Annotated in this window: 18 protein-coding genes and 1 riboswitch; of the genes, 4 read left to right on the top strand and 14 right to left on the bottom strand. The window is 59.7% G+C overall.

The window, feature by feature from the left end:
• Positions 1-4: 4 nt before the first annotated feature.
• From ASE36_RS19870 to epmA, 4 genes are all read right to left on the bottom strand, one after another.
• Entirely contained in the window at positions 5-1186 is a 1182-nt protein-coding gene (locus ASE36_RS19870; RefSeq protein ID WP_062283969.1) for an acyl-CoA dehydrogenase family protein, read from the bottom strand.
• The gene (locus ASE36_RS19865) at positions 1186-1437 is read right to left on the bottom strand and encodes an acyl carrier protein (protein WP_062283966.1); all 252 of its coding nucleotides are present in this window, start codon (positions 1435-1437) and stop codon (positions 1186-1188) included. The genes ASE36_RS19870 and ASE36_RS19865 overlap by 1 nt, the downstream gene beginning before the upstream one ends.
• A gap of 165 nt (positions 1438-1602) precedes the next feature.
• Entirely contained in the window at positions 1603-2649 is a 1047-nt protein-coding gene (locus tag ASE36_RS19860; protein WP_062283963.1) for a lysine-2,3-aminomutase-like protein, read from the bottom strand.
• Positions 2639-3706: an EF-P lysine aminoacylase EpmA gene (gene epmA, locus ASE36_RS19855; protein ID WP_062283959.1), complete on the bottom strand. Its 1068-nt coding sequence runs from the start codon at positions 3704-3706 to the stop codon at positions 2639-2641. The genes ASE36_RS19860 and epmA overlap by 11 nt, the downstream gene beginning before the upstream one ends.
• A 137-nt stretch (positions 3707-3843) precedes the next feature.
• Here epmA and efp point away from each other — a divergent pair, with 137 nt between their 5' ends.
• Positions 3844-4413, top strand: coding sequence for an elongation factor P (efp, locus tag ASE36_RS19850; RefSeq protein WP_062283956.1), 570 nt, complete (start codon positions 3844-3846; stop codon positions 4411-4413).
• 152 nt (positions 4414-4565) lie between these two features.
• Here the strand turns inward: efp and ASE36_RS19845 are convergent, their stop codons facing one another.
• Positions 4566-4796, bottom strand: a complete 231-nt coding sequence (locus ASE36_RS19845; RefSeq protein ID WP_062283952.1) for a YdcH family protein — start codon at positions 4794-4796, stop codon at positions 4566-4568.
• Positions 4797-4897: 101 nt separating this feature from the next.
• Here ASE36_RS19845 and ASE36_RS19840 point away from each other — a divergent pair, with 101 nt between their 5' ends.
• Positions 4898-5830, top strand: a complete 933-nt coding sequence (locus ASE36_RS19840) for a hydrogen peroxide-inducible genes activator (protein ID WP_062284272.1) — start codon at positions 4898-4900, stop codon at positions 5828-5830.
• Between the two features lie 32 nt (positions 5831-5862).
• Here the strand turns inward: ASE36_RS19840 and ASE36_RS19835 are convergent, their stop codons facing one another.
• Together ASE36_RS19835 and ASE36_RS19830 are read right to left on the bottom strand one after the other, a co-directional pair.
• A complete protein-coding gene (locus tag ASE36_RS19835) occupies positions 5863-7347 on the bottom strand; it encodes an NAD-dependent succinate-semialdehyde dehydrogenase (RefSeq protein WP_062283949.1) in 1485 nt (494 codons plus the stop codon).
• 3 nt (positions 7348-7350) lie between these two features.
• Positions 7351-8631 (bottom strand): 4-aminobutyrate--2-oxoglutarate transaminase, encoded by a 1281-nt coding sequence (locus ASE36_RS19830; RefSeq protein ID WP_062283946.1) that lies wholly within the window; start codon positions 8629-8631, stop codon positions 7351-7353.
• Between the two features lie 184 nt (positions 8632-8815).
• Between ASE36_RS19830 and ASE36_RS19825 the strand changes: the two genes are divergently transcribed.
• Positions 8816-9613, top strand: a complete 798-nt coding sequence (locus ASE36_RS19825) for a cupin domain-containing protein (RefSeq protein ID WP_062284270.1) — start codon at positions 8816-8818, stop codon at positions 9611-9613.
• 69 nt (positions 9614-9682) lie between these two features.
• On the opposite strand, the gene ASE36_RS19820 is transcribed toward ASE36_RS19825, so the two are convergent.
• From ASE36_RS19820 to ASE36_RS19795, 6 genes are all read right to left on the bottom strand, one after another.
• Positions 9683-11101: an efflux transporter outer membrane subunit gene (locus tag ASE36_RS19820; protein WP_062283943.1), complete on the bottom strand. Its 1419-nt coding sequence runs from the start codon at positions 11099-11101 to the stop codon at positions 9683-9685.
• A gap of 128 nt (positions 11102-11229) precedes the next feature.
• Positions 11230-14346 (bottom strand): efflux RND transporter permease subunit, encoded by a 3117-nt coding sequence (locus ASE36_RS19815; protein WP_062283939.1) that lies wholly within the window; start codon positions 14344-14346, stop codon positions 11230-11232.
• A gap of 41 nt (positions 14347-14387) precedes the next feature.
• Positions 14388-15599: an efflux RND transporter periplasmic adaptor subunit gene (locus ASE36_RS19810; RefSeq protein WP_082511239.1), complete on the bottom strand. Its 1212-nt coding sequence runs from the start codon at positions 15597-15599 to the stop codon at positions 14388-14390.
• Between the two features lie 141 nt (positions 15600-15740).
• The gene (locus ASE36_RS19805) at positions 15741-16406 is read right to left on the bottom strand and encodes a TetR/AcrR family transcriptional regulator (RefSeq protein ID WP_062283936.1); all 666 of its coding nucleotides are present in this window, start codon (positions 16404-16406) and stop codon (positions 15741-15743) included.
• A gap of 2 nt (positions 16407-16408) precedes the next feature.
• On the bottom strand, positions 16409-17365 hold the full coding sequence (locus ASE36_RS19800) for a phosphoribosylaminoimidazolesuccinocarboxamide synthase (protein WP_062283933.1): 957 nt from the start codon (positions 17363-17365) through the stop codon (positions 16409-16411).
• Between the two features lie 153 nt (positions 17366-17518).
• Positions 17519-18202, bottom strand: a complete 684-nt coding sequence (locus tag ASE36_RS19795; protein WP_062283930.1) for an energy-coupling factor ABC transporter permease — start codon at positions 18200-18202, stop codon at positions 17519-17521.
• 51 nt (positions 18203-18253) lie between these two features.
• Positions 18254-18468: riboswitch (cobalamin riboswitch) on the bottom strand.
• Between the two features lie 152 nt (positions 18469-18620).
• Between ASE36_RS19795 and ASE36_RS19790 the strand changes: the two genes are divergently transcribed.
• Positions 18621-18836 (top strand): hypothetical protein, encoded by a 216-nt coding sequence (locus ASE36_RS19790; RefSeq protein ID WP_062283926.1) that lies wholly within the window; start codon positions 18621-18623, stop codon positions 18834-18836.
• Positions 18837-19032: 196 nt separating this feature from the next.
• Here the strand turns inward: ASE36_RS19790 and ASE36_RS22945 are convergent.
• Positions 19033-19344, bottom strand: a 312-nt coding sequence (locus tag ASE36_RS22945; protein ID WP_210171880.1) for a hypothetical protein, incomplete at its 5' end; no start/stop codon positions are given.

The following is a 19344-nucleotide window of genomic DNA, read 5'->3' as shown; positions in this document are numbered from 1 at the left end:
TCCGTTACCCCAGCAATCCGGTTTCTTGTTTATGCACGAGCAGCATCGTCGACGTGTTGCCGAGAATGCGGTCATTGGAAATCATCAGTTCGGCGGAATGGGCATCCCGCAGATGCCGGCCGAGGCTGAACGGCGTGCCGTTCTTGTAGCCCATGATGCCGCAGATCCTGAGCGCCTGGTTGATGACTGGCAAGATCATCTCGGAAGAGGCGATCTTGACGTTGTTCATCGCGACGGCGAAGCCCATGGAGGACAAGCGATCCGGGTCCTTCGAGGCTTGCTCATAGGAGGCCAGCCCCGCCTGGATGTTGGACCGGATGACTTGCAGCTCGCTCGACATCTCGGCCAGCTGCACGAGGCCCGGAGGCTGGGTGCCTGGCGCCTTGCGGGCAGCAGCGCGGATGAAGGTCTGGGCCTTGGTGAAGGCGTCGACGGCGATGCCGTACCAGAGCGCGCTCCAGAGCAGGTGGGAATTTGCGAGCATCGACTGTGCCGCGATCTCTGCGAAGGGCTTTGGCAGGATCTGCACGGAGGGTGCTTCGCCCTTGAAGAGGAAGCCATCCGAGCAAGTTCCGCGCATGCCGAGCGTGTCCCAGACATGGGTCTGCTCAAGCGTGTATTGGTCCTTGAGGAAGACCGTCATGACCTGGTCGGTCGGTGGCGCATCCTTGTGGGCGCGCGAGGTGATCAGGATTGCGTCTGCATGTTTGCCGTAGGAGATGACGGTTGCGTCCTTCTCCAAACGGCAGCGGTCTCCGTCTACTTCGATGGCGCAGATGGAGTTGCGTAGATTGCCGCCGATGCCGCCTTCGGTCGTGGCCGAGCCGAGCAGCAGCTGTTCGTCGCAGATCCGGCGCATGAAACCGCGATGCCACTCGGCTTCGGTGCCGTGCGAGACGAGGCTCGATACCTTGATCTGGTGCATGGCGAAGATCATGGCGCTTGCCGCACAGGCTTGAGCGATGATGGTGCAGATCTCGGCAATCTCCGAGGTCGAGCGACCTTCACCACTGCAATCTGCAGGGATCTGAATGCCGAGAAGCTGTTCGGCCTTCATCGCCTCGATGGCTTCGAGGGGAAAGCGGCCTTGCCTGTCGACATCGTCGGCATAGACTGCGGCGATGATGGCAACCCGCGACGCGCGGGCTTTGAGGCTCTGGTCGGCCGACTTGCTCGCTAGGTCCATCAGGCGACCTTTCTGTCCTCAAGGATGGTGTTGACCGTGGTCTCTATGGCCGCGATGCTGGCGAAGGACTTGCGGTTCAGCAGATGATCCGGAAATTCCATATCGAAGGCCTCTTCGAGGCCAAGCATCAGTTGGACCGATGCGAATGAGGACAGGCCGGCAGCGTAGAGGTCCGCCTCATCGGCGAGCGTGTCGACCGCGACCGGAAGGCCGCCCAGTTTCGACAGAAGTGCGCGAATGGTGTCGTTCATCGATTTTCCTTCCCCAAGTCATGGCTCGAATTTTTATTGAGCGATTTCTTACAGAGGAAAGACGAAGTTTTCGCTAAAGAATCCGGTAAAATGCTACGGATCTCATGTGACTCTATGTCTAAAATCTACCTTTATTGACAGTTGAACCGGATTTACCAAGTTTCTTTACCCTTGATACGCCCGTTCGTCTCCATGGCGGTCCATGATGATGTACCGATTTGGTTCAATTTCGCGAAGAGCGCTTGCGCCCGCTTCGACCTTGCCGTGCCCATCCGGCAGATCCAGGATGTAATGCGGGATACAGAGACCGGAGACGTGGTTGCGAAGCTCACGTATGATCGCCTGCCCTTGTGCAATGGTAAGGCGAAAATGACCGGTGCCGGGGGCCATGTCGGGGTGGTGAAGATAGTAAGGCTTCACTCGCATCTCGACGAAGCTACGCATCAGTTCTGCCAAAATCTCGGCATTGTCGTTGATGCCTTTCAACAACACGCTCTGGCTGACCATGGAGATGCCGGAATCGATAAGCCTTGCGGAGGCGGAACGCACCTCGTCTGTTAGCTCGCGCGGATGATTGGCATGCAACGCGATGAAGACGGTTTTGCCGGAGGCCTTCAGCCCTTCCACCAGATCCGGGGTGATCCGCGCGGGATCGACGGCGGGAACGCGGCTGTGGATGCGGATTATCTTCACGTGATCAATGGCGGAAAGAGCCTGCATGACCTCGCGGAGGCGTCGCGGCGAGAGGATCAGCGGGTCGCCGCCGGTGAGGATCACCTCCCAGATGCGTTTGTCGCTGCTGATGTAGCTGAGTGCAGTCTCAAGCTGGTCCGATGACAGGGTTCCATCCCCGTCCGGGCCGACCATTTCCCGACGAAAGCAGAAGCGGCAGTAGACCGGACAGACATGCAATAGCTTGAGCAGCACCCGGTCCGGATAGCGATGAACGATACCCTCGACCGGCGAATGCGGGTGGTCGCCGATCGGATCGGGCCGTTCGTCAGGATGCTCGATCAGTTCCGCTGCCGTCGGGATATATTGCGCAGCGATCGGATCGTGCGGATTGTAAGGGTCGATCAGGTTTGCGACCGTTGACGTCAGCGCGATGGCATAGCGGTCGGCAACAGCTGTCAGAGCTTGTGCCTGATCGGCCCCGACCAGGCCGGCGGCGATCAGGTCGGGGATGCTGCGCAGAGTGGTGTCAGCCACGATGCGTCTCCGGCACTGGAGCCCAGATCACCTGGTCTATCCTGAGGGCGCCCGTCGCCAGCATGACCAGCCGGTCGAAACCGAGAGCGATGCCCGAGGCTTGAGGCATGATGGCAAGAGCTTCGAGGAAGTCTTCGTCCAGCGGGTAGGTTTCGCCATAGACCCGTTGCTTCTCCGCCATCTCGGCCTCGAAGCGGCGACGCTGCTCCTTGGGATCTGTCAGCTCGCCGAAAGCATTGGCGAGTTCCACGCCGCAGGCGTAGAGTTCGAAACGTTCGGCAACGCGGGGATCGTCAGGGCAGGGTCGTGCCAGTGCCGCCTCGGCGACCGGATAGCGATCGAGTATGGTGGCGCGGCCGAGACCGAGGTTGGGCTCCACCTTGTCGACGATAACCCGGCTGAAGAGATCGGCCCAGGTATCGTCTTCGGCAACGCGCAGGGACTTTTCCCGCATCTGAGCGGCCAGCGCGTCACGATCGGTGCTGCCGTCCTTAGCAATCGTGGCGAGGAGATCAATGCCGGCATAGCGCGCGAATGCATCGGCAACCGAGATCCGTTCGGGCGTCGCAAAAGGATCGACCGACTTGCCATTAAAAGTAAAGCGGCTGGTGCCAGCGGTGTGGGCCGCCAGTGCCAACAGTTCGGCACAATCCTGCATCAGCGTCTCATAGGACTGGCCGACACGGTACCATTCGAGCATGGTGAATTCCGGATGGTGAAGCGGACCGCGTTCTCGATTGCGGTAGACATGGGCGAAGCAGGCGATGCGGGTCTCGCCAGCGGAGAGAAGCTTCTTACAGGCGAATTCCGGAGAGGTGTGCAGGTAGAGCGGAGCCGGCGTGCCATCATGTCCGATGGCTTCGGTGGCGAATGCATGCAGATGGGCTTCATTGCCGGGGGAGGTCTGAAGTGTTGCCGTGTCGACCTCGACGAAATCCTGATCGGCGAAGTGACTGCGGAAAGCCGCCTGGATCCGGTTGCGTTCGATCAGGAAAGGCCGCCGGTCGGCGTGGGCCGAGGGGGTCCACCACGCAGGGGCTGAGCGGCTCAGATCAGACATTCCGGATTCTCGATCCTTCTCTCAACACGGGCTGGCTATTTTGCCGGATTTGGGTTAGTCCCGCCCGAGAAATTCGAAGACGTCAGCAGGGACGGCCGTCCTTTACGACGGGTCTCACGCAGATACAAGGAATTCCAATGGTCAAGGTTATCGCCTCTTCCGTCCGCAAGGGCAATGTTATCGATGTCGACGGCAAGCTCTATGTCGTGCTCACCGCCGAAAACTTTCACCCCGGCAAGGGCACGCCGGTGACGCAGGTCAATATGCGTCGCATCGTGGATGGCGTGAAGGTTTCCGAGCGCTGGCGCACCACCGAGCAGGTCGAGCGCGCCTTCGTCGAGGACGTCAACCACCAGTTCCTCTATGAAGACGGCGAAGGCTTCCACTTCATGAACCCTGACAACTACGACCAAGTCGTGGTTGATGTGGAAACCATGGGTGACCAGAAGGCCTATCTGCAGGAAGGCATGGTCTGCATCCTGTCGATGCATGAAGGCATTGCGCTGGCGATCCAGCTGCCGCGCCACGTGACGCTTGAGATCACCGAGACCGAGCCGGTCGTCAAGGGGCAGACGGCTTCGTCGTCCTACAAGCCGGCGATGCTGTCCAACGGCATCCGCACCATGGTGCCGCCGCATATCGATGCCGGCACCCGCGTCGTCATCGCGACGGAAGACAATTCCTACGTCGAACGCGCTAAGAACTGAGCGTAGTTTAAAGCAAATATCGAAAGCCCAGCGTCGACCCGACGCTGGGCTTTTTGTTTGGCCGAGTTCAGTGAACCTATCGCCAGCGGGGCACAGCGGCCCCGCCGGCGGCTCTCGCCTGGCTGGCAAGCGCCATCAAGGCGCACGGCAGCTCACCGGCCGGCGAGAAGTGGGATGCCGAAATTCGAACCCTTGGGACGTGCGGCGGATGCCTTCATGGCATCGCCCCGTTCGAGCAACATGATCTGCTCCTTCAAATGCAGCTTAATCTTCTTCAAGGCGCGAACCCGGATCCCGTCCGGTTGCGGACGGCGCTGTTCCTCATCGATCTTGGCGGCGACGATCGAGTGGCGGGCTCTCAGGGCTTTGAGCAGTTGCTTCATGGGTGATCTCCTTTCGTGCACAGCTAATATGGAAGCCCGCTTTTAATTATTCCAATTCATTGATATTATGATTTTGATAGTTATTCTCTATGAGGTGGGCTGTGCCGTTTCGCCCCAGCCATCGGCAGTTGGAGTATCTGGTCACCGTAGGAGAGACCGGCCACTTCGGTGAAGCCGCCAAACGCTGTAACGTCTCGCAGCCTACCCTATCTGTGCAGCTTTCGCTTCTGGAGAAGCAACTTGGGGTGACGCTCATCGACCGAATGCCGGGCCAGGTCACGCCGACGCCTGTGGGAGCCGAGATCATTGCGGCGGCAAAGGTGATCCTCAATGGTCTTGATGAGATCAGGGTGCTGGCGACGGGGTCGAAGGCCAATCTCGGAGGCGCGATCAGGCTTGGCGTTGCCCCGTCCTTCGGACCCTATTTCCTTCCCTATCTGCTGCCTCCATTGCACCGGCAATATCCCGAGCTGAAGATCTATATTCGCGAAGACAGGCCGCGGCAGCTGGAAAGAGCCGTGCTGGAAGGCGAGACGGATTGCGGGGTCGGACCAGTCCCCATTCAGGAGCCGGATCTCGTGTCGGAGATCATCTGCCGGGAGCGGATCTTTCTGGGCGTTCCGGCAACGCATCCTCTGGCGGATCGCAAAGCCGTAGAGATGGCCGCGCTAAAAGGGATGCGGTTGATGACACTCGGCCGTGGTCACAGGCTGCTGGACGACGTCCGCAAGCTGTCGGAAATGTCGGGTGCGGTTCTTGCTGAGGACTACGAGGGATCGAGCCTTGATGCTCTGAGGCAGATGGTTTCGATCGAAATGGGATTGTCGCTGTTTCCGGAGCTCTACGTGCGGTCCGAGTTTTCCGAGGATGAGAATATCCGTCTGCTGACGATCTCGGATTGGGCCGGGACGCGCGACATCGCGTTCTTCTGGCGACGGTCTAGTGCGCGGGGCAGTCACTTTGCCGCCCTTGCGAAGCTTGGCGCCGAAGTGGCTAACGGACTCTTCGAGCGAGGTCCGAACGTCGTTGGCTGATCCCCGACCGGTGCCGGGGATCAGAGGTATGGTCAGGCGATGCCACCGAGGCAGATATATTTGATCTCGGTGTAGTCATCGATGCCGTATTTCGAGCCTTCACGGCCGAGGCCGGACTGCTTGATGCCACCGAAGGGGGCAACTTCCGTGGAGATAAGGCCGGTGTTAACGCCGACCATGCCGTATTCAAGAGCTTCGGCAACCCGGAAGATCTTGGCGATATCCTTTGAGTAGAAATAGGATGCGAGGCCGAATTCGGTCGCATTGGCCATTTCGATAACTTCTTCTTCCGTCTCGAACTTGAAGAGAGGGGCCACGGGGCCGAAGGTCTCTTCACTTGCGACCTTCATGTCGGTTGTGACGCCAGTCAGAATCGTCGGCTGGAAGAACAATTCGCCAGCGTCGGCACCGCTGCCGCCGAGTGCAACCTTTGCACCCTTCGATACGGCGTCGGCCACGTGTTCCTTCACCTTCTTCACGGCATTCGCATCAATCAGGGGACCTGTCGTCACGCCTTCGGCAAAGCCGTCGCCGACCTTCAGTTGCGAGACCTTCTCGGCGAGCTTCTTTGCAAACGCGTCGTAGATGCCCGACTGGACGTAGAGACGGTTTGCGCAGACGCAGGTCTGGCCGGCATTGCGGTACTTGGAGATCATTGCACCTTCGACGGCGGCATCGAGATCTGCGTCATCGAAAACGATGAACGGCGCATTGCCGCCGAGCTCCAGGCCGAGCTTCATGATCTGGTCGGCACCCTGGCGCATCAGGATGCGGCCGACATTGGTCGAGCCGGTGAAGGTCAGCTTGCGGACCTTGTCATTGGCGCAGAATTCCTGACCGATCATGGCAGCATCGGTCGAGGTCAGCACCGAGAAGAGACCCGAAGGAAGGCCGGCGCGTTCGGCAAGCAGGGCCAAAGCGAGGGCCGAAAGCGGGGTCTGAGCCGCAGGCTTGGACACCATGGCGCAGCCGACGGCCAGTGCCGGGGCCACCTTGCGGGCCAGCATGGCATTCGGGAAGTTCCATGGCGTGATGGCACCAACCACGCCCACCGGCTGCTTGATGACCATGATCCGCTTGTCAGGCTGGTGGCCGGGGATGGTGTCCCCATAGACGCGCTTTGCTTCTTCGGCGAACCACTCGACATAGGAGGCGCCGTAGAGGATTTCGCCGCGCGCTTCGGCCCAGGGCTTGCCCATTTCCATGGTAAGGATGGTGGCAAGGTCATCGGCATTGGCGACCATCAGGTCATTGAGCTTGCGCAAGATCGCGGCGCGTTCCTTGCCGGTCTTCTTCGCCCAGGCTTTCTGGGCGGAGTGAGCCGCATCGATCGCCTTGGTGACTTCCGTCTTGTTCACGTCCGGAAGCACGGCAATGACTTCGCCCGTCGCCGGGTTCGTCACTTCGAAGGTCTTGCCAGACTGGCTGGTGGCGAGCCAGGCGTTGCCCACCAGCGACTTGTCGGTCGCAAGCGTCGGATCTTTCAGTTTATCCGTCAGAAGATTCGAGATGGTCATGCTTCAGGCTCCCGCTGCAACTTCACGGATCGAGGCCTCGATCAGGTCGAGTGCCTCGTTGAAGACCTCGTCCTGAATGGTGATCGGGGCGAGGAAGCGGATGACGTTGCTGTAGACGCCGCAGGTCAGAAGGATCAGGCCTTTCTCCAGCGCCTTTACACGCACCGCGTTGGTGAAATCCGCATTCGGCTTGTCGGTTCCGGGGACTTTGAACTCGACGGCATTCATGAAGCCGAGGCCGCGGATGTCCATGATCTGGGGAACGTCGGCGCGGATTGCTTCGAGGCGCTGCTTGAGGCGGTTGCCGAGCTGGTTGGCGCGATCGCAGAGCTGCTCGTCTTCGATGACGTCGAGCACGGCGTGGGCGGCGGCGATCGCCAGCGGGTTGCCGGCATAGGTGCCGCCGAGGCCGCCAGGGCCGGGTGCATCCATCAGTTCGGCACGGCCTGTGACAGCCGAAAGCGGGAAGCCGCCGGCGAGGCTCTTTGCCATGGTCGTCAGGTCCGGAACAACGTCATAATGCTCCATCGCGAACATCTTGCCGGTACGGGCAAAACCGGTCTGAACTTCGTCGGCAACGAGCAGGATGCCGTGCTCGTCGCAGAGTTCGCGCAGCGCCTTCATGAGTGCGCGCGGCACGTCGTAGAAGCCACCTTCGCCCTGGACCGGCTCGAGAATGATCGCGGCAACGCGCTTCGGGTCGACATCGGCCTTGAACAGCTTGTCGAGAACGTCGAGCGTGGTCTCGACGTCGATGCCATGCATCTCTAGCGGGAAGGGAACGTGGAAGACGTCGTTCATCATAGGGCCGAAACCGACCTTGTAGGGCACGACCTTGCCGGTGAGTGCCATGCCCATGAAGGTGCGGCCGTGGAAGCCGCCGGTAAAGGCGATGACGGCGGAGCGGCCAGTGGCGCAGCGGGCGATCTTGATCGCGTTTTCGACGGCTTCAGCGCCGGTCGTCGCGAAAATTGTCTTCTTTTCGAAGTTGCCCGGCAGCATCTTGTTGAGGCGTTCGGCAAGCGCGACGTAGTTTTCGTAAGGCACGACCTGGTGGCAGGTGTGGGTGAAGCGGTCGAGCTGCTTCTTGACGGCGTCGACGACCTTCGGGTGACGGTGGCCGGTGTTGAGAACGGCAATGCCCCCGGCGAAGTCGATGTAACGCCGACCTTCGACGTCCCAGATCTCCGAGTTCTCAGCCTTGTCGGCATAGATCTGCGTGGTCATGCCGACGCCGCGGGAAATGGCGTCATTTTTGCGAGCTGAGATTTCGGCGTTCTTCATCGTTTCGTCCTGTGCGAAGGGTTGCCAGCGTGTCCAGAAAGGGTCCGAACATGCTCCTTGCATATTTCCTACATTTTTTCTGTAGACTTGCAATATGCTTTGTCGGCATTATCAACCGTGACTGCGACATTTGATCGAGGGCAGCGTGGACGACATCCGGTTCAAGATTGCGGAGGCGGCAAGAATGGCGGGCGTATCTCCCTCCACATTGCGGCTTTGGGAGAGCCAGGACCTGATCCAGCCCATCCGCACCGCAACGGGGCAGAGGCTCTATGATCGACTTCTGATCGACAGGCTGAAGCGAATTGCTTGGCTCAGGACCGAACGTGGCCTAAATCCTGCAGCCATTCGCGAAACGCTGAAAGATCAGGTTGCCTCAGCCTCTGCCAGTGATGAGGACGGCAGCTACGCAGACGAAGAGGTCGGCGACACCGGCGACATCCGTCCCGGTTCGAAGATCCGTCGGCTGCGGCGCGATGCGGGCAAGACCCTTGAGAGCATCGCCCAGGCGACCGGCGTATCGGTGTCGCAGCTTTCGACCTTTGAGCGCACGTCACAGGGGTTATCGTTTACGGCTCTCCACGAGGTGGCGCGTCATCTCGGTACGACGCTCGCATCGCTCAGTGGCCAGGAAGAGAGCGCAGGTGGCGAATCTCTAATCAGGGAGGGGAAGTGGCCATCCTGGCCCACGACATCCTCCGGCGTCGCTGTTCAGGTGCTGGCCGAAGGGCGCAACCAGATGGAATGCAATCGCTTCCAGTTGGCGCCCGGCGCGTCGAGCGAGGGGGCCTATCAGCATGAGGGGGAAGAGTTCATCCACATGCTGGCCGGCAGCCTGGAGATCATCCTCGATGGTGACAAGTTCTTCGAGCTGCATGCGGGTGATAGCTTCTATTTCGAAAGCCGCAGACCGCATTCCTGGCGCAATATCTCCAGCGGCGAGACCGTGCTCATCTGGATCAATACGCCGGCGACCTTCTGAGGCTCAGATGCAAGAAGCCCGGCCACCGTTTCCGGTGCCGGGCCTCGAAGATGCAGGTCGGGCGCGAGATTACTTGCTGGCGACGACGGTCTTGCCGCCCCAGGCGTAACCGCCGCCGATGGCAACGTTCAGGTTGACGTAGTTGGTTGCCATCTGCTGAACCGCTTGGGCGAGGTTCGCTTGGGCGCTGGCGACGTTGCGCTGTGCATCGAGTACGTCGAGCAGCGAAGATGCGCCGTCACGATAGCTGGCGGTCGCCAGTTGCAGCGCTTCCTGGTAGGAACGGACGGTTGCCGTCAGCGCAGAAACCGTCTGGCGGGTACGGTTGACCGCGACCAACGCGTTTTCGACTTCCTCCACAGCTCCGAGGACCGTTTCCTTCCATGCCAGGTAGGCTTCGCGTGCGGATGCCTTCTGCGCATCAACATTGGCACGGCGCGTGCCGGCGTCGAAGATCGGCAGGTTCAGGCTCGGGCCGAAGCCCCAGCTGCTGCTGGCACCAAACGCATTCGAGGTCGAGATGTAAGCTGGCGTGATCGAGCCGCTGAGCGTGATCGACGGGTAAAGCGCTGCTTCGGCGACGCCGACTTCAGCAACGGCGGATGCGAGCTGGCGCTCTGCCGCACGGATGTCCGGACGGTTGCGGATCAGATCTGCCGGTACGCCGGCGCTGACGCTGCGACGGGCGTAAGGCTGCGGTGCGCCCTTCTGCATGTCGGCGACCAGCGTCGCTGCAGGCAGGCCGAGCAGAACCGCGATGCGGTGCGTCGACTGGCGGAAAGAGGTTTCCAGCCCGGGAATTTCGGCCAGTGTCGAGTTAACCAGACCTTCGGACTGCACGACATCGAGACGAGATGCGGCGCCCGCTTCCAACTGCAGCTGGGTCAGCTGCAGGGTCTCTCTGCGGGATGCGAGGTTCTGCTTCGCGATCGCGATGCGTTCCTGATAGTAGCGCGCGTCGACATAGGCCGAGACGACGCTGGACAGATAGGTGAGGCGAGCAACGTCGGCGCTGGCATAAGCAGCATCGAGGGTTGCCTTGGCGCTTTCCTTCGATCGCTTGTACTGGCCGAACAGGTCCAGAAGCCAGGAGACGCTGATGCTGCCGGAGCTTGTCGAATTCGTCGGGCTGTCCGTAACCAGGGCACCCTTCGCATCACGCCCGGCAGTCTCCTGCGACGCGGATAGGTTGAGCTGCGGGAACGCGCCGGCGTCTGAAGCACGGAAGCTTGCCTCGGCCTGCGAGATCCGCTCTATGGCCTGAAGCACATCAAGGTTTTCTGCCAAACCCTTTTCCACCAAAGAGTTCAACCGCGGATCATTGAAGGCGGTCCACCAGGGGGCCAGGGAAACATCGCCAGCGGCTTTGGTGCTGCCTTCAGAAAACTTGACTGGCAGGGCGGTCTGAGGTGTCTCGTGATCAGGTCCGACGACGCAACCAGAGAGTAGGAGCATTACAAGTGGAGCGGCTGCGCGAATGGATGGCATCACGTTTTCCTGTGTTCGTCCCCGGTCGTCCTTGAGGGCTGTTATAGCACCCTCGCCGAGGACCGCATTGTTCACGCAGGCCAACCCGGCAGCCTACGCAATAGTTGGTTAACATAGTTTGTCAATCTTCACGATGACAGCGAATCTTTCGGTTTTGCACCGCCGGAAAGTCGCCGAACGATGACGAAAAACGACGGTACGAAGAAGATGCCGAGGGCCGTTGCGGTCAACATGCCGCCCAGAACGCCGATACCGATGGAGTTTTGTGCAGCGGAGCCCGCTCCGGTGGCAACTGCCAGCGGAACGACCCCTAGAATGAAGGCCAGCGACGTCATGATAATCGGGCGCAGACGGAGCTTTGCGGCTTCCAGTGTTGCATCAATGACACTCACTCCGACTGCCTGGCGGTCCTTTGCAAACTCCACGATGAGAATAGCATTCTTCGCCGCAAGGCCGATCGTCGTCAGCAACCCGACCTTGAAATAGACGTCGTTGGACTGGCCGAAGAAGGATGCCGCAGCCACCGCGCCGAGCACGCCGACCGGTACCGCCATAATGACGGAGAAGGGAATCGACCAGCTCTCATACAGGGCTGCAAGGCAGAGGAAGACGATCAGAACGGACAGCGCATAGAGCATCGGCGCCTGCGAGCCCGACAGTCGTTCCTGATAGGAAATGCCCTGCCAGGCGACAGTGTAACCACCCTCCATGGCGGATGTCAGCTGTTCCATCGTGTCCATTGCGGTACCGGAACTGACGCCAGCGCCTGCTGCGCCTTCGAGCGAAATTGCCCCCACGCCGTTGAAGCGGCTGAGTGTCGGGGCACCGCTGATCCACTGCGTCTTGATGAAGGAGGAGAAGGGGACCATCTCGCCGTCGGAGTTGCGGGCGTGCCAGTCGTTGATGGCGTCTTCGCGCATGCGATAGGGCGCATCACCCTGGACATAAACCGGCTTCAACTCGCCATTGAGAGTGAAGTCGTTGACGTCACGGCCCGCAAAGATCGTCGACAGCATGCTGTTGACGGTCGCGATATCGAGACCCATGGCGCCCATCTTTTCCTGATCCAGGAGGAACTTCAGCTGGGTTTCTGCGGGCGGGTTGTTCGAGCGCAGCGAGCTGACATTCGGATTGCCGTTGCCTGCCTGAATCAGCGTCTGCGAGGCGGCGGTCAAGGCTTGCGTCCCACGTTTGCCGCTGTCGACGAGATACATCGAGAAGCCGCTGGAATTGCCAAGACCCGGGATCGCAGGGGGCTGAAGCGGGAAGACCTGTGCATCGCGCAGGGTAAAGAAGTAGCCCATGGCGCGTTGAACGATGGCCGACGCAGCCAGTTCAGGCTTGGTGCGCTGATCGAAATCCTTCAGCTTGGCAAAGACCAGAGCATAGTTCTGGCCCGAGCCGACGAAGGAGAAGCCGGAGACGGAAAACACGTCCTGGATCGCGTCCTTCTCTTTCTCAAGATAGTAGTCTTCAATCTTGTAAATGATCTCGCTGGTGCGGGTGACCGCTGCCCCGTTCGGCAACTGCACGATCGTCATCAACACGCCCTGGTCTTCCTGCGGCAGGAAGGAGGTGGGGAGGCGAAGGAAGAACCAGCTCATGCCGCCAATGACCACGGCAAACATCAGCAAGACGCGGAGCGGCCGCTTGAGTAGGTAACCGATCGACGAGACGTAGCCGCCGGTTGCCCGGTCGAAGTTGCGGTTGAACCAGGCTGCGGGGCCCCACTTGGTCTTATGGTGATCGACGGGTTTCAGCATGGTCGCGCAGAGTGCCGGCGTCAGCACGATGGCGACGAGCGCCGACAAAAGCATGGCGGAGACGATGGTGACCGAGAACTGGCGGTAGATGATGCCAGTTGAACCGCCGAAAAAGGCCATAGGAATAAAGACGGCGGTCAAGACGAGCGCGATGCCGACGATCGCGCCGGTGATCTCGCCCATCGACTTTTCGGTCGCCTCAAGTGGCGACAGGCCTTCCTCTGTCATGATGCGTTCGACGTTTTCGACGACGACGATCGCGTCGTCGACGAGCAGCCCGATGGCAAGCACCATGGCAAACATTGTCAGTGTGTTGATCGAATAGCCGGTCAGCGCAAGGATGCCGAAGGTACCCAGAAGCACCACGGGGACGGCGATCATCGGAATGAAGGTCGCTCGCAGGTTCTGCAGGAAGATCAGAAGGACAAAGAAGACCAGGACGATCGCTTCAATCAGCGTGTGCACGACCTTCTCGATCGACAGCTCGACGAAGGGCGTCGTGTCATAGGGGTAGGTGATAACGACGTTTTGCGGCAGGGAAGGCGCAATGGTCGCGAGCTGGGTCTTCACCCGGTCGGCGGTGTCAAGCGCATTCGCGCCGGTCGCCAGGTTCACCGCGAAACCGGTTGCCGGGTTGCGGTTTGAGCGGGTGTTGGTCGAATAGCTTTCCTGGCCGATCTCGATGCGGGCAACATCGCTCAGTCGTACGGTTGCACCATCCGTCTCGGTGCGCAGGATGATCGACTCGAAATCAGACACGGACTGCAACTGGCTCTGTGCGGTTACCGTCACGTTCAGCTGCTGGCCTTCCTCTGCCGGAAGGCTGCCGAGGGCGCCAACGGAGACCTGAGTGTTCTGAGCCTGGATCGCCGACGTGACGTCGGTCGGGGTGAGCTGGAACTTGTTCAGCTTGTAAGGATCGAGCCAGACGCGCATCGCATAGCCGGTGCCGAAGACCTGGATGCTGCCGACGCCTTCCAGACGCTTGATCTGGTCTTCAATCTGGGTCGAGAAGATGTCACCGAGCTGGACGTTCGACCGCGCGCCATCGGTCGAGACGAGGGCACCGACGAGCAAAATGCTGGAGGTCGAGCGGGTCACCGTGAGGCCGTCGGACTGGACGACGTCCGGAAGCTGCGACTGCACGAGTTGCAGCTTGTTCTGCACCTGGACCTGGGCGATGTCCGGATCGACGGAATTGCCGAAGGTCAGGGTGACCGAGGCGGATCCCGTGCTGGAGGACGAGGTCATGTAGGTGAGGTCATCAAGACCTGTCATGCCGTCCTCGATGATCGAGGTGACTGACTTCTCTACGGTCTCGGCGCTTGCACCGGTATAGGTCGCCGAGATGCGCACCGTTGTCGGGGCAATTTCCGGATACTGCGCGATAGACAGCGTGGAGATCGCCAGCGCACCGCCGAGCATGATGATGATCGCGATCACCCAGGCAAAGATCGGGCGACGGATGAAAAATTTGGCCATTGGTTGTTCCCTAACGCCTGTGTTGCCTTGCTATCGCACGCTTATGGCTGTGCGGCAGGGGCGGCATCCGGCGCCGCGGTGACTTCGACCAGTCCCTTTTCATTGACCTTGGCGTCGACCGGCTGAACCGGCGCACCGTCACCAATCCACTGGAAGCCGTCCACGATCAGCTTGTCACCGTCGTTTATGCCCGAGGAAACCAACCAGTTGTTGCCCGAAACCTGGCTCTCCTTGAAGGTCCGTGTTTCGACCTTACTATCCGCCGTCACGAATTTGGCCGAAAGCTCGCCGTTCGGATTGCGTGTCGCGGCGCGCTGAGGAATGAGGTAGCCTTCTTCCGTGCCGACATTGACGGTCGCGCGAACATACATGCCCGGCAGGATCAGATCGTCGGGATTTTCAAAGACAGCACGGATGGAGAAGGTGCCCGTCGTCTGGCTGACCGCCATATCCGACATGTCCAGCTTGCCGACGACCGGATAGTCCATGCCGTCGTCCAGGGTCAGGCGAATGTCCGTGATCCCGTCGTTTTCGCGGTTGATGCGGCCCGCTTTGATCGCTTCCCGCAAACGCAGGAGGTTGACGCTGGATTCCGTCAGTTCGATGTAGATCGGATCGAGACGGCGCAGCGTCATCAACGCGTCCGTCTGGTTGGCCGTCACGACGTTGCCGATCGAGAAATTGGACGCGGTCGTGACGCCTTCGAACGGCGCGCGGATCTCCGTCAGCTTGAGCTCGATATCGGCAGAACGCAGTGCTGCCTTGGCAACGGCGACATCCGCCTCCGCCTGAAGCAGGGTCACGCGGGCGTTTTCAAGCTCCACCTGGGTTGCACCGCTGCCGACAAGCCGCTCCTGACGGGCAAGGTTGGACCTAGCCGTCGGAACGCTCGCTTCTGCCTTCTGCATGCTGGCTTCCGCCTGGGCGAAAGCTGCGGCATATGTGTCGTCCTCAATCTTGTAGAGGAGATCCCCGGCTTTGACTTCGCTGCCCTCGCGGAAGGAAATCTCCTTGATCACACCGCTGACGCGCGGCCGGATCTGGGCAGTCTGAAAGGCTGAAGCACGTCCTGGCAGGGTGGTGGTCAGCGGATAAGCCGCCTTTTTCATCGTCACGACGCTGACCTGTGCCGGCGGACGCTCGCCGCCCTTGCCCCCAGGTCCAGCCGCATTCGCAGACTTGTCATCGCTGCAGCCAGCAAGGGCGCCGATGCAGAGGAGGAGGGCTGAGGCGATTTTGAAGCGTGGCGTCATGAAACTCTCACTGATGCAAGTCTTGGTGGCGTTAAAATCTGAAGCTGGTCACTTGCCGATCAACTGGAAATCAATTCCTCGGCTCGCGGTCATGGGAGGAGAACGGTTGCGCCACGATTAAGTGACGTATGTCAAACTTCATCACTTGGCAAGCGGCGACCGCAGTGCAGCATCAATGAGAGCAACAACTTCACGGCATCGTGTTGCCAATATATCAGCCTTCTCATTGGCGATCATGACAGGATGAATGACACAGGCAAGCGCGTTAAAAGCCGCTTGCGCAAAGCGGGGCACATCGGCGACGAAATAAGTCCCTTCATCGACGCCCGCCTGGATGATCTGCGCGATTGTTTCGATCATGATCTCTTGGAATCGCTCGCCGCAATCCAGTTCCTCGCGCACGGTCACCAGGATCATCTCGAAGATGTAAGGTGCCTCCTCAATCTTCTTGAGGTGCGACTGCATGAGATCATGCGCCAGGGCAAAGAGACGCTGGGAAGCGGGCGCCTTTCCATCCAAAGTCTTCAGAACCTGAAGGGTTTTTTCGATCGATCTCGTGGCGATGGCATCGACCAGGCTGGTTTTGGTACGAAAATGCTTGAAGACGTTCGCCGGCGACATGCCGAGTTCAGCCGCAATATCGGCGATGGTGACGCTGGCATAGCCATGCGATCGAAACAGCGTCTCCGCCGTGTTCAGGATCTCCGCGCGCGTTTCATCCGCCGAACGACGCGGACGCTTGCCCGCAGCGCCGTCTGTGGTGAGAGACAGGTGATCCGAAACATATTCGCGGGACGCTCGATCCATTCCTATGCCTGCTTCTCCTGGAAATAGGGTGCGAGATTGCCGCGTACACGTGCCCAGGGCGTTACGCCGCTATCATCCGGGACGAATTTCTCCCCCGTGATAGCTTCATATGCACTTATATATACATGAGACGTCTGTTCGACCAGTGCGAGCGGGATTTCCGGGATGTCATCCCGATAAGGATCGCAGCGCTCGACGACCCAGGAACGGACGAAATCCTTGTCGAAGCTCTGCGGACGTTCGCCCCGCTCGAAGCTCTGCTGATAGCTGTCTGCAATCCAGTAGCGGCTGCTGTCAGGTGTGTGGATTTCGTCAGCGAGAATGATCGTACCATTCTCGTCCGTGCCGAACTCGTACTTGGTGTCGACAAGGATGAGACCCCGTTCGGCTGCTAGCTTCTGGCCACGGGCAAAGAGCGCCAGCGCATAGGTCGAGAGCGTCTGCCACTGCTCAGCCGTCAGGAGTTTCTTCGAGATGATTTCGTCCGGCGTCAGAGGCTCATCATGGCCGCCGTCGAATTCCTTGCTGGTCGGCGTGATAATAGCTTCCGGCAGTTTTTCGTTGTCGCGCAGACCGTCCGGCAGAGTGATGCCGTACATGCGGCGCTCACCTTTCTTATAGAGAGTGAGGATCGACGTCCCGGTGGTGCCGGCGAGATAGCCGCGCACGACGATTTCCACGGGAAGGATATCGAGCCGCTTGCCAACCACGACATTGGGGTCCGGATAGGCCACGACATGATTGGGGCAGATGTCCTTCGTCTGCTCGAACCAGAAGCGGGCGGTCTGGGTGAGAACCTGACCTTTATAAGGGATGCATGTCAGGATCCGGTCGAAAGCGCTTAAGCGGTCGGTCGAGATGATGATGCGCGTGCCGTCGGGCAGGTCATAGTTTTCTCTGACCTTGCCGCGATAGTAGTTCGGCAGTTCCGGATAATGGGCTTCGGAGAGGATGCGCATCGGAAACTACCTCGCTCTTTCTTTATGCAGCAGTTCGTCAGAAGCCGTTTGCGGCCTCGGTCGTCTTCGCGGTAGCGCAAAGCTCATTCTCTTTCAAAGAAAAAGCGCATGGCGGGGCCATGCGCTCTCCAAAAGTCGTCGATCGATCTGCGCTTATGTGGCTGACCGATGAAGGCGGGTGGTGAAGAAGGCATTGTCGGTCGTCTTGCGCCAGGATTTTGCCGCGGCAAGCACGGCGAGATCCACGAGAGGCTCGACGATAATGACAGACATATAGGCCATGGCGAATGTCGCGATATTGGCGACGTTCGAGGCCTCAAAGCCGTGACCGTAGAACGCCCAGAAGGCGACCCAGGCGACGATGCCGCCCTGATACGCTGTCGAGAGGAGCAGAGCCTGGCGATAACCGACATCAACATAAGCCGTCTTTGCCGGAATCAGATGTTCGGCAAGCTTCGACAATGCGAAGAGCGGCACGAGCAGCGTCGTGACGTTCATGCCGTATTGGGGCAGGTCAAAGGGCGCGAAAAACAGGCCCTGCAGCAGCAGCCCGAGCGCCAGGCCGATCGAGGCAGCGCCGGCACCGAAGATCAGGAAGAGGGTTGAGCCGAGGATAAGGTGCACTTCGGATACGCCGACCGGATGGTGCGGCAGGATCTCGAAAAAGGAGAAGACGAGAGCTGTGGTCGCCAGGCTGCGACCGGCCAGGGTCGCAATGCTCGTGTCCTTTCGCAAGGTCTCCGATACCATCTTGCCGACCAGCCCGAAGGAGAGGGCGGCGGTAGCATAGCTGAGTGCGATTTTTGCGCCGTCGACGACGCCGGGTTCAATATGCATGTCACAAGTCCTTTCGTCCGCGCCCACCGCGCGGGAAGAGTGATTGCCGCGGATGCGGCGCCAAGCGATGGCAGGTCTCCTGGCTCACGGGTCAGGGCTTCAGTCCGCCTTATCGGCACATTGCCAATGGCATGTCGGACGTCGCTCGCCGTTCACAGTTGCGGGGGCAGCCACGGCTTCGACCCCTGATGGGTAGTCCTCACCGTATTCCCTCTTCGTCCACCCTTTCGGATTGTCGGGGCGGAACCATCACACCTTTATGTGTAGGGCGATCCACTTGTTCATGTCCAGCCGCGTGCGACCAGCGACCACCGCAAAGCGCCGCGGAATTGTCGAAAGCCAATTTGACGCATTGAAGGGGGATGGCCGGTACCGATAGACGCAATGGCATGACAGGATCAGGAATGGAGTGTCCGCAATGATCGCAAGAATGATCTACCACGTGCCGGTGTTTGGCTGGATGTTGAAAGAAGCCGTACGGGGGCCGACGACGGCAAAGGTGCTGTTCATCGTCAACCTGCTGCTCTTGTGGCTGCTGGCGATCGTGACATTCGGCTATCCCGCCATCATCCTGCCGGCCCTGACGGCGGTACCCGTGATGTTCGTGCTGCTGATCCTCATCACCAAGGGATGAGCATCGAAGCAGGCTTGGGAGACCAGACGACGACCCAGGAGCTCCAAAGGGCGCCCAGACCGCATGAGCGATCGACTTGAACCGGGGCCTTTAAGCAGGCGTTATCTCTTCCTATATCGTCACAGATGGAAAAGACGGCCGGTGATGCGGCTTTGTGCAGACTGCATCATAAAGCGCCAGTTTTTTCTCAGTAAAATCAGCAACTTGGAAAAAACGACAGTTTTTTGACAATTGGCTGTTGACGGCAAAAGGGAGTGGCCGTATAAGCCGCTTCACCGAACGAGAGGGCGGCGCCAACGAGGCGAGCGGCGCTCTGGTTCAGCGAGAAAACCTCTTCGAAATTGGCTGAGATGCTGATTGGTTGCCGGGCCCAACGGTTTGGCGGGATGGTTTTTTGACGGGGATTGTATCTCGTCTGTTTTTTGACAATTGAAGATAGAAGAAAGAGAAACGTGGGCGGCGGTCTTGCGTAGATGGCACAGCGATGTGTTGTCTTAGAAGACAAGAT

The organism is Rhizobium sp. Root274 (genome assembly GCF_001429245.1).
In the GTDB taxonomy this organism is placed as follows: Bacteria; Pseudomonadota; Alphaproteobacteria; order Rhizobiales; family Rhizobiaceae; genus Allorhizobium.
Note: the sequence above shows the minus strand (reverse complement) of the source record. Positions and strands in the feature narration are given on the sequence as shown.

Bases quoted from the DNA above. Each gene is read 5' to 3' on its own strand.
- ASE36_RS19835 (WP_062283949.1), bottom strand. From the start codon at position 7,347: ATGACCATCTCGAATCTTCTGACGGATAAACTGAAAGATCCGACGCTT.
- ASE36_RS19795 (WP_062283930.1), bottom strand. From the start codon at position 18,202: ATGCATATTGAACCCGGCGTCGTCGACGGCGCAAAAATCGCACTCAGC.
- ASE36_RS19845 (WP_062283952.1), bottom strand. From the start codon at position 4,796: ATGAAGCAACTGCTCAAAGCCCTGAGAGCCCGCCACTCGATCGTCGCC.
- ASE36_RS19820 (WP_062283943.1), bottom strand. From the start codon at position 11,101: ATGCCATCCATTCGCGCAGCCGCTCCACTTGTAATGCTCCTACTCTCT.
- ASE36_RS19815 (WP_062283939.1), bottom strand. From the start codon at position 14,346: ATGGCCAAATTTTTCATCCGTCGCCCGATCTTTGCCTGGGTGATCGCG.
- ASE36_RS19805 (WP_062283936.1), bottom strand. From the start codon at position 16,406: ATGGATCGAGCGTCCCGCGAATATGTTTCGGATCACCTGTCTCTCACC.
- ASE36_RS19825 (WP_062284270.1), top strand. From the start codon at position 8,816: ATGGCGGGCGTATCTCCCTCCACATTGCGGCTTTGGGAGAGCCAGGAC.
- ASE36_RS19800 (WP_062283933.1), bottom strand. From the start codon at position 17,365: ATGCGCATCCTCTCCGAAGCCCATTATCCGGAACTGCCGAACTACTAT.
- ASE36_RS19870 (WP_062283969.1), bottom strand. From the start codon at position 1,186: ATGGACCTAGCGAGCAAGTCGGCCGACCAGAGCCTCAAAGCCCGCGCG.
- epmA (WP_062283959.1), bottom strand. From the start codon at position 3,706: ATGTCTGATCTGAGCCGCTCAGCCCCTGCGTGGTGGACCCCCTCGGCC.
- ASE36_RS19810 (WP_082511239.1), bottom strand. From the start codon at position 15,599: ATGACGCCACGCTTCAAAATCGCCTCAGCCCTCCTCCTCTGCATCGGC.
- ASE36_RS19790 (WP_062283926.1), top strand. From the start codon at position 18,621: ATGATCGCAAGAATGATCTACCACGTGCCGGTGTTTGGCTGGATGTTG.
- ASE36_RS19865 (WP_062283966.1), bottom strand. From the start codon at position 1,437: ATGAACGACACCATTCGCGCACTTCTGTCGAAACTGGGCGGCCTTCCG.
- efp (WP_062283956.1), top strand. From the start codon at position 3,844: ATGGTCAAGGTTATCGCCTCTTCCGTCCGCAAGGGCAATGTTATCGAT.
- ASE36_RS19830 (WP_062283946.1), bottom strand. From the start codon at position 8,631: ATGAAGAACGCCGAAATCTCAGCTCGCAAAAATGACGCCATTTCCCGC.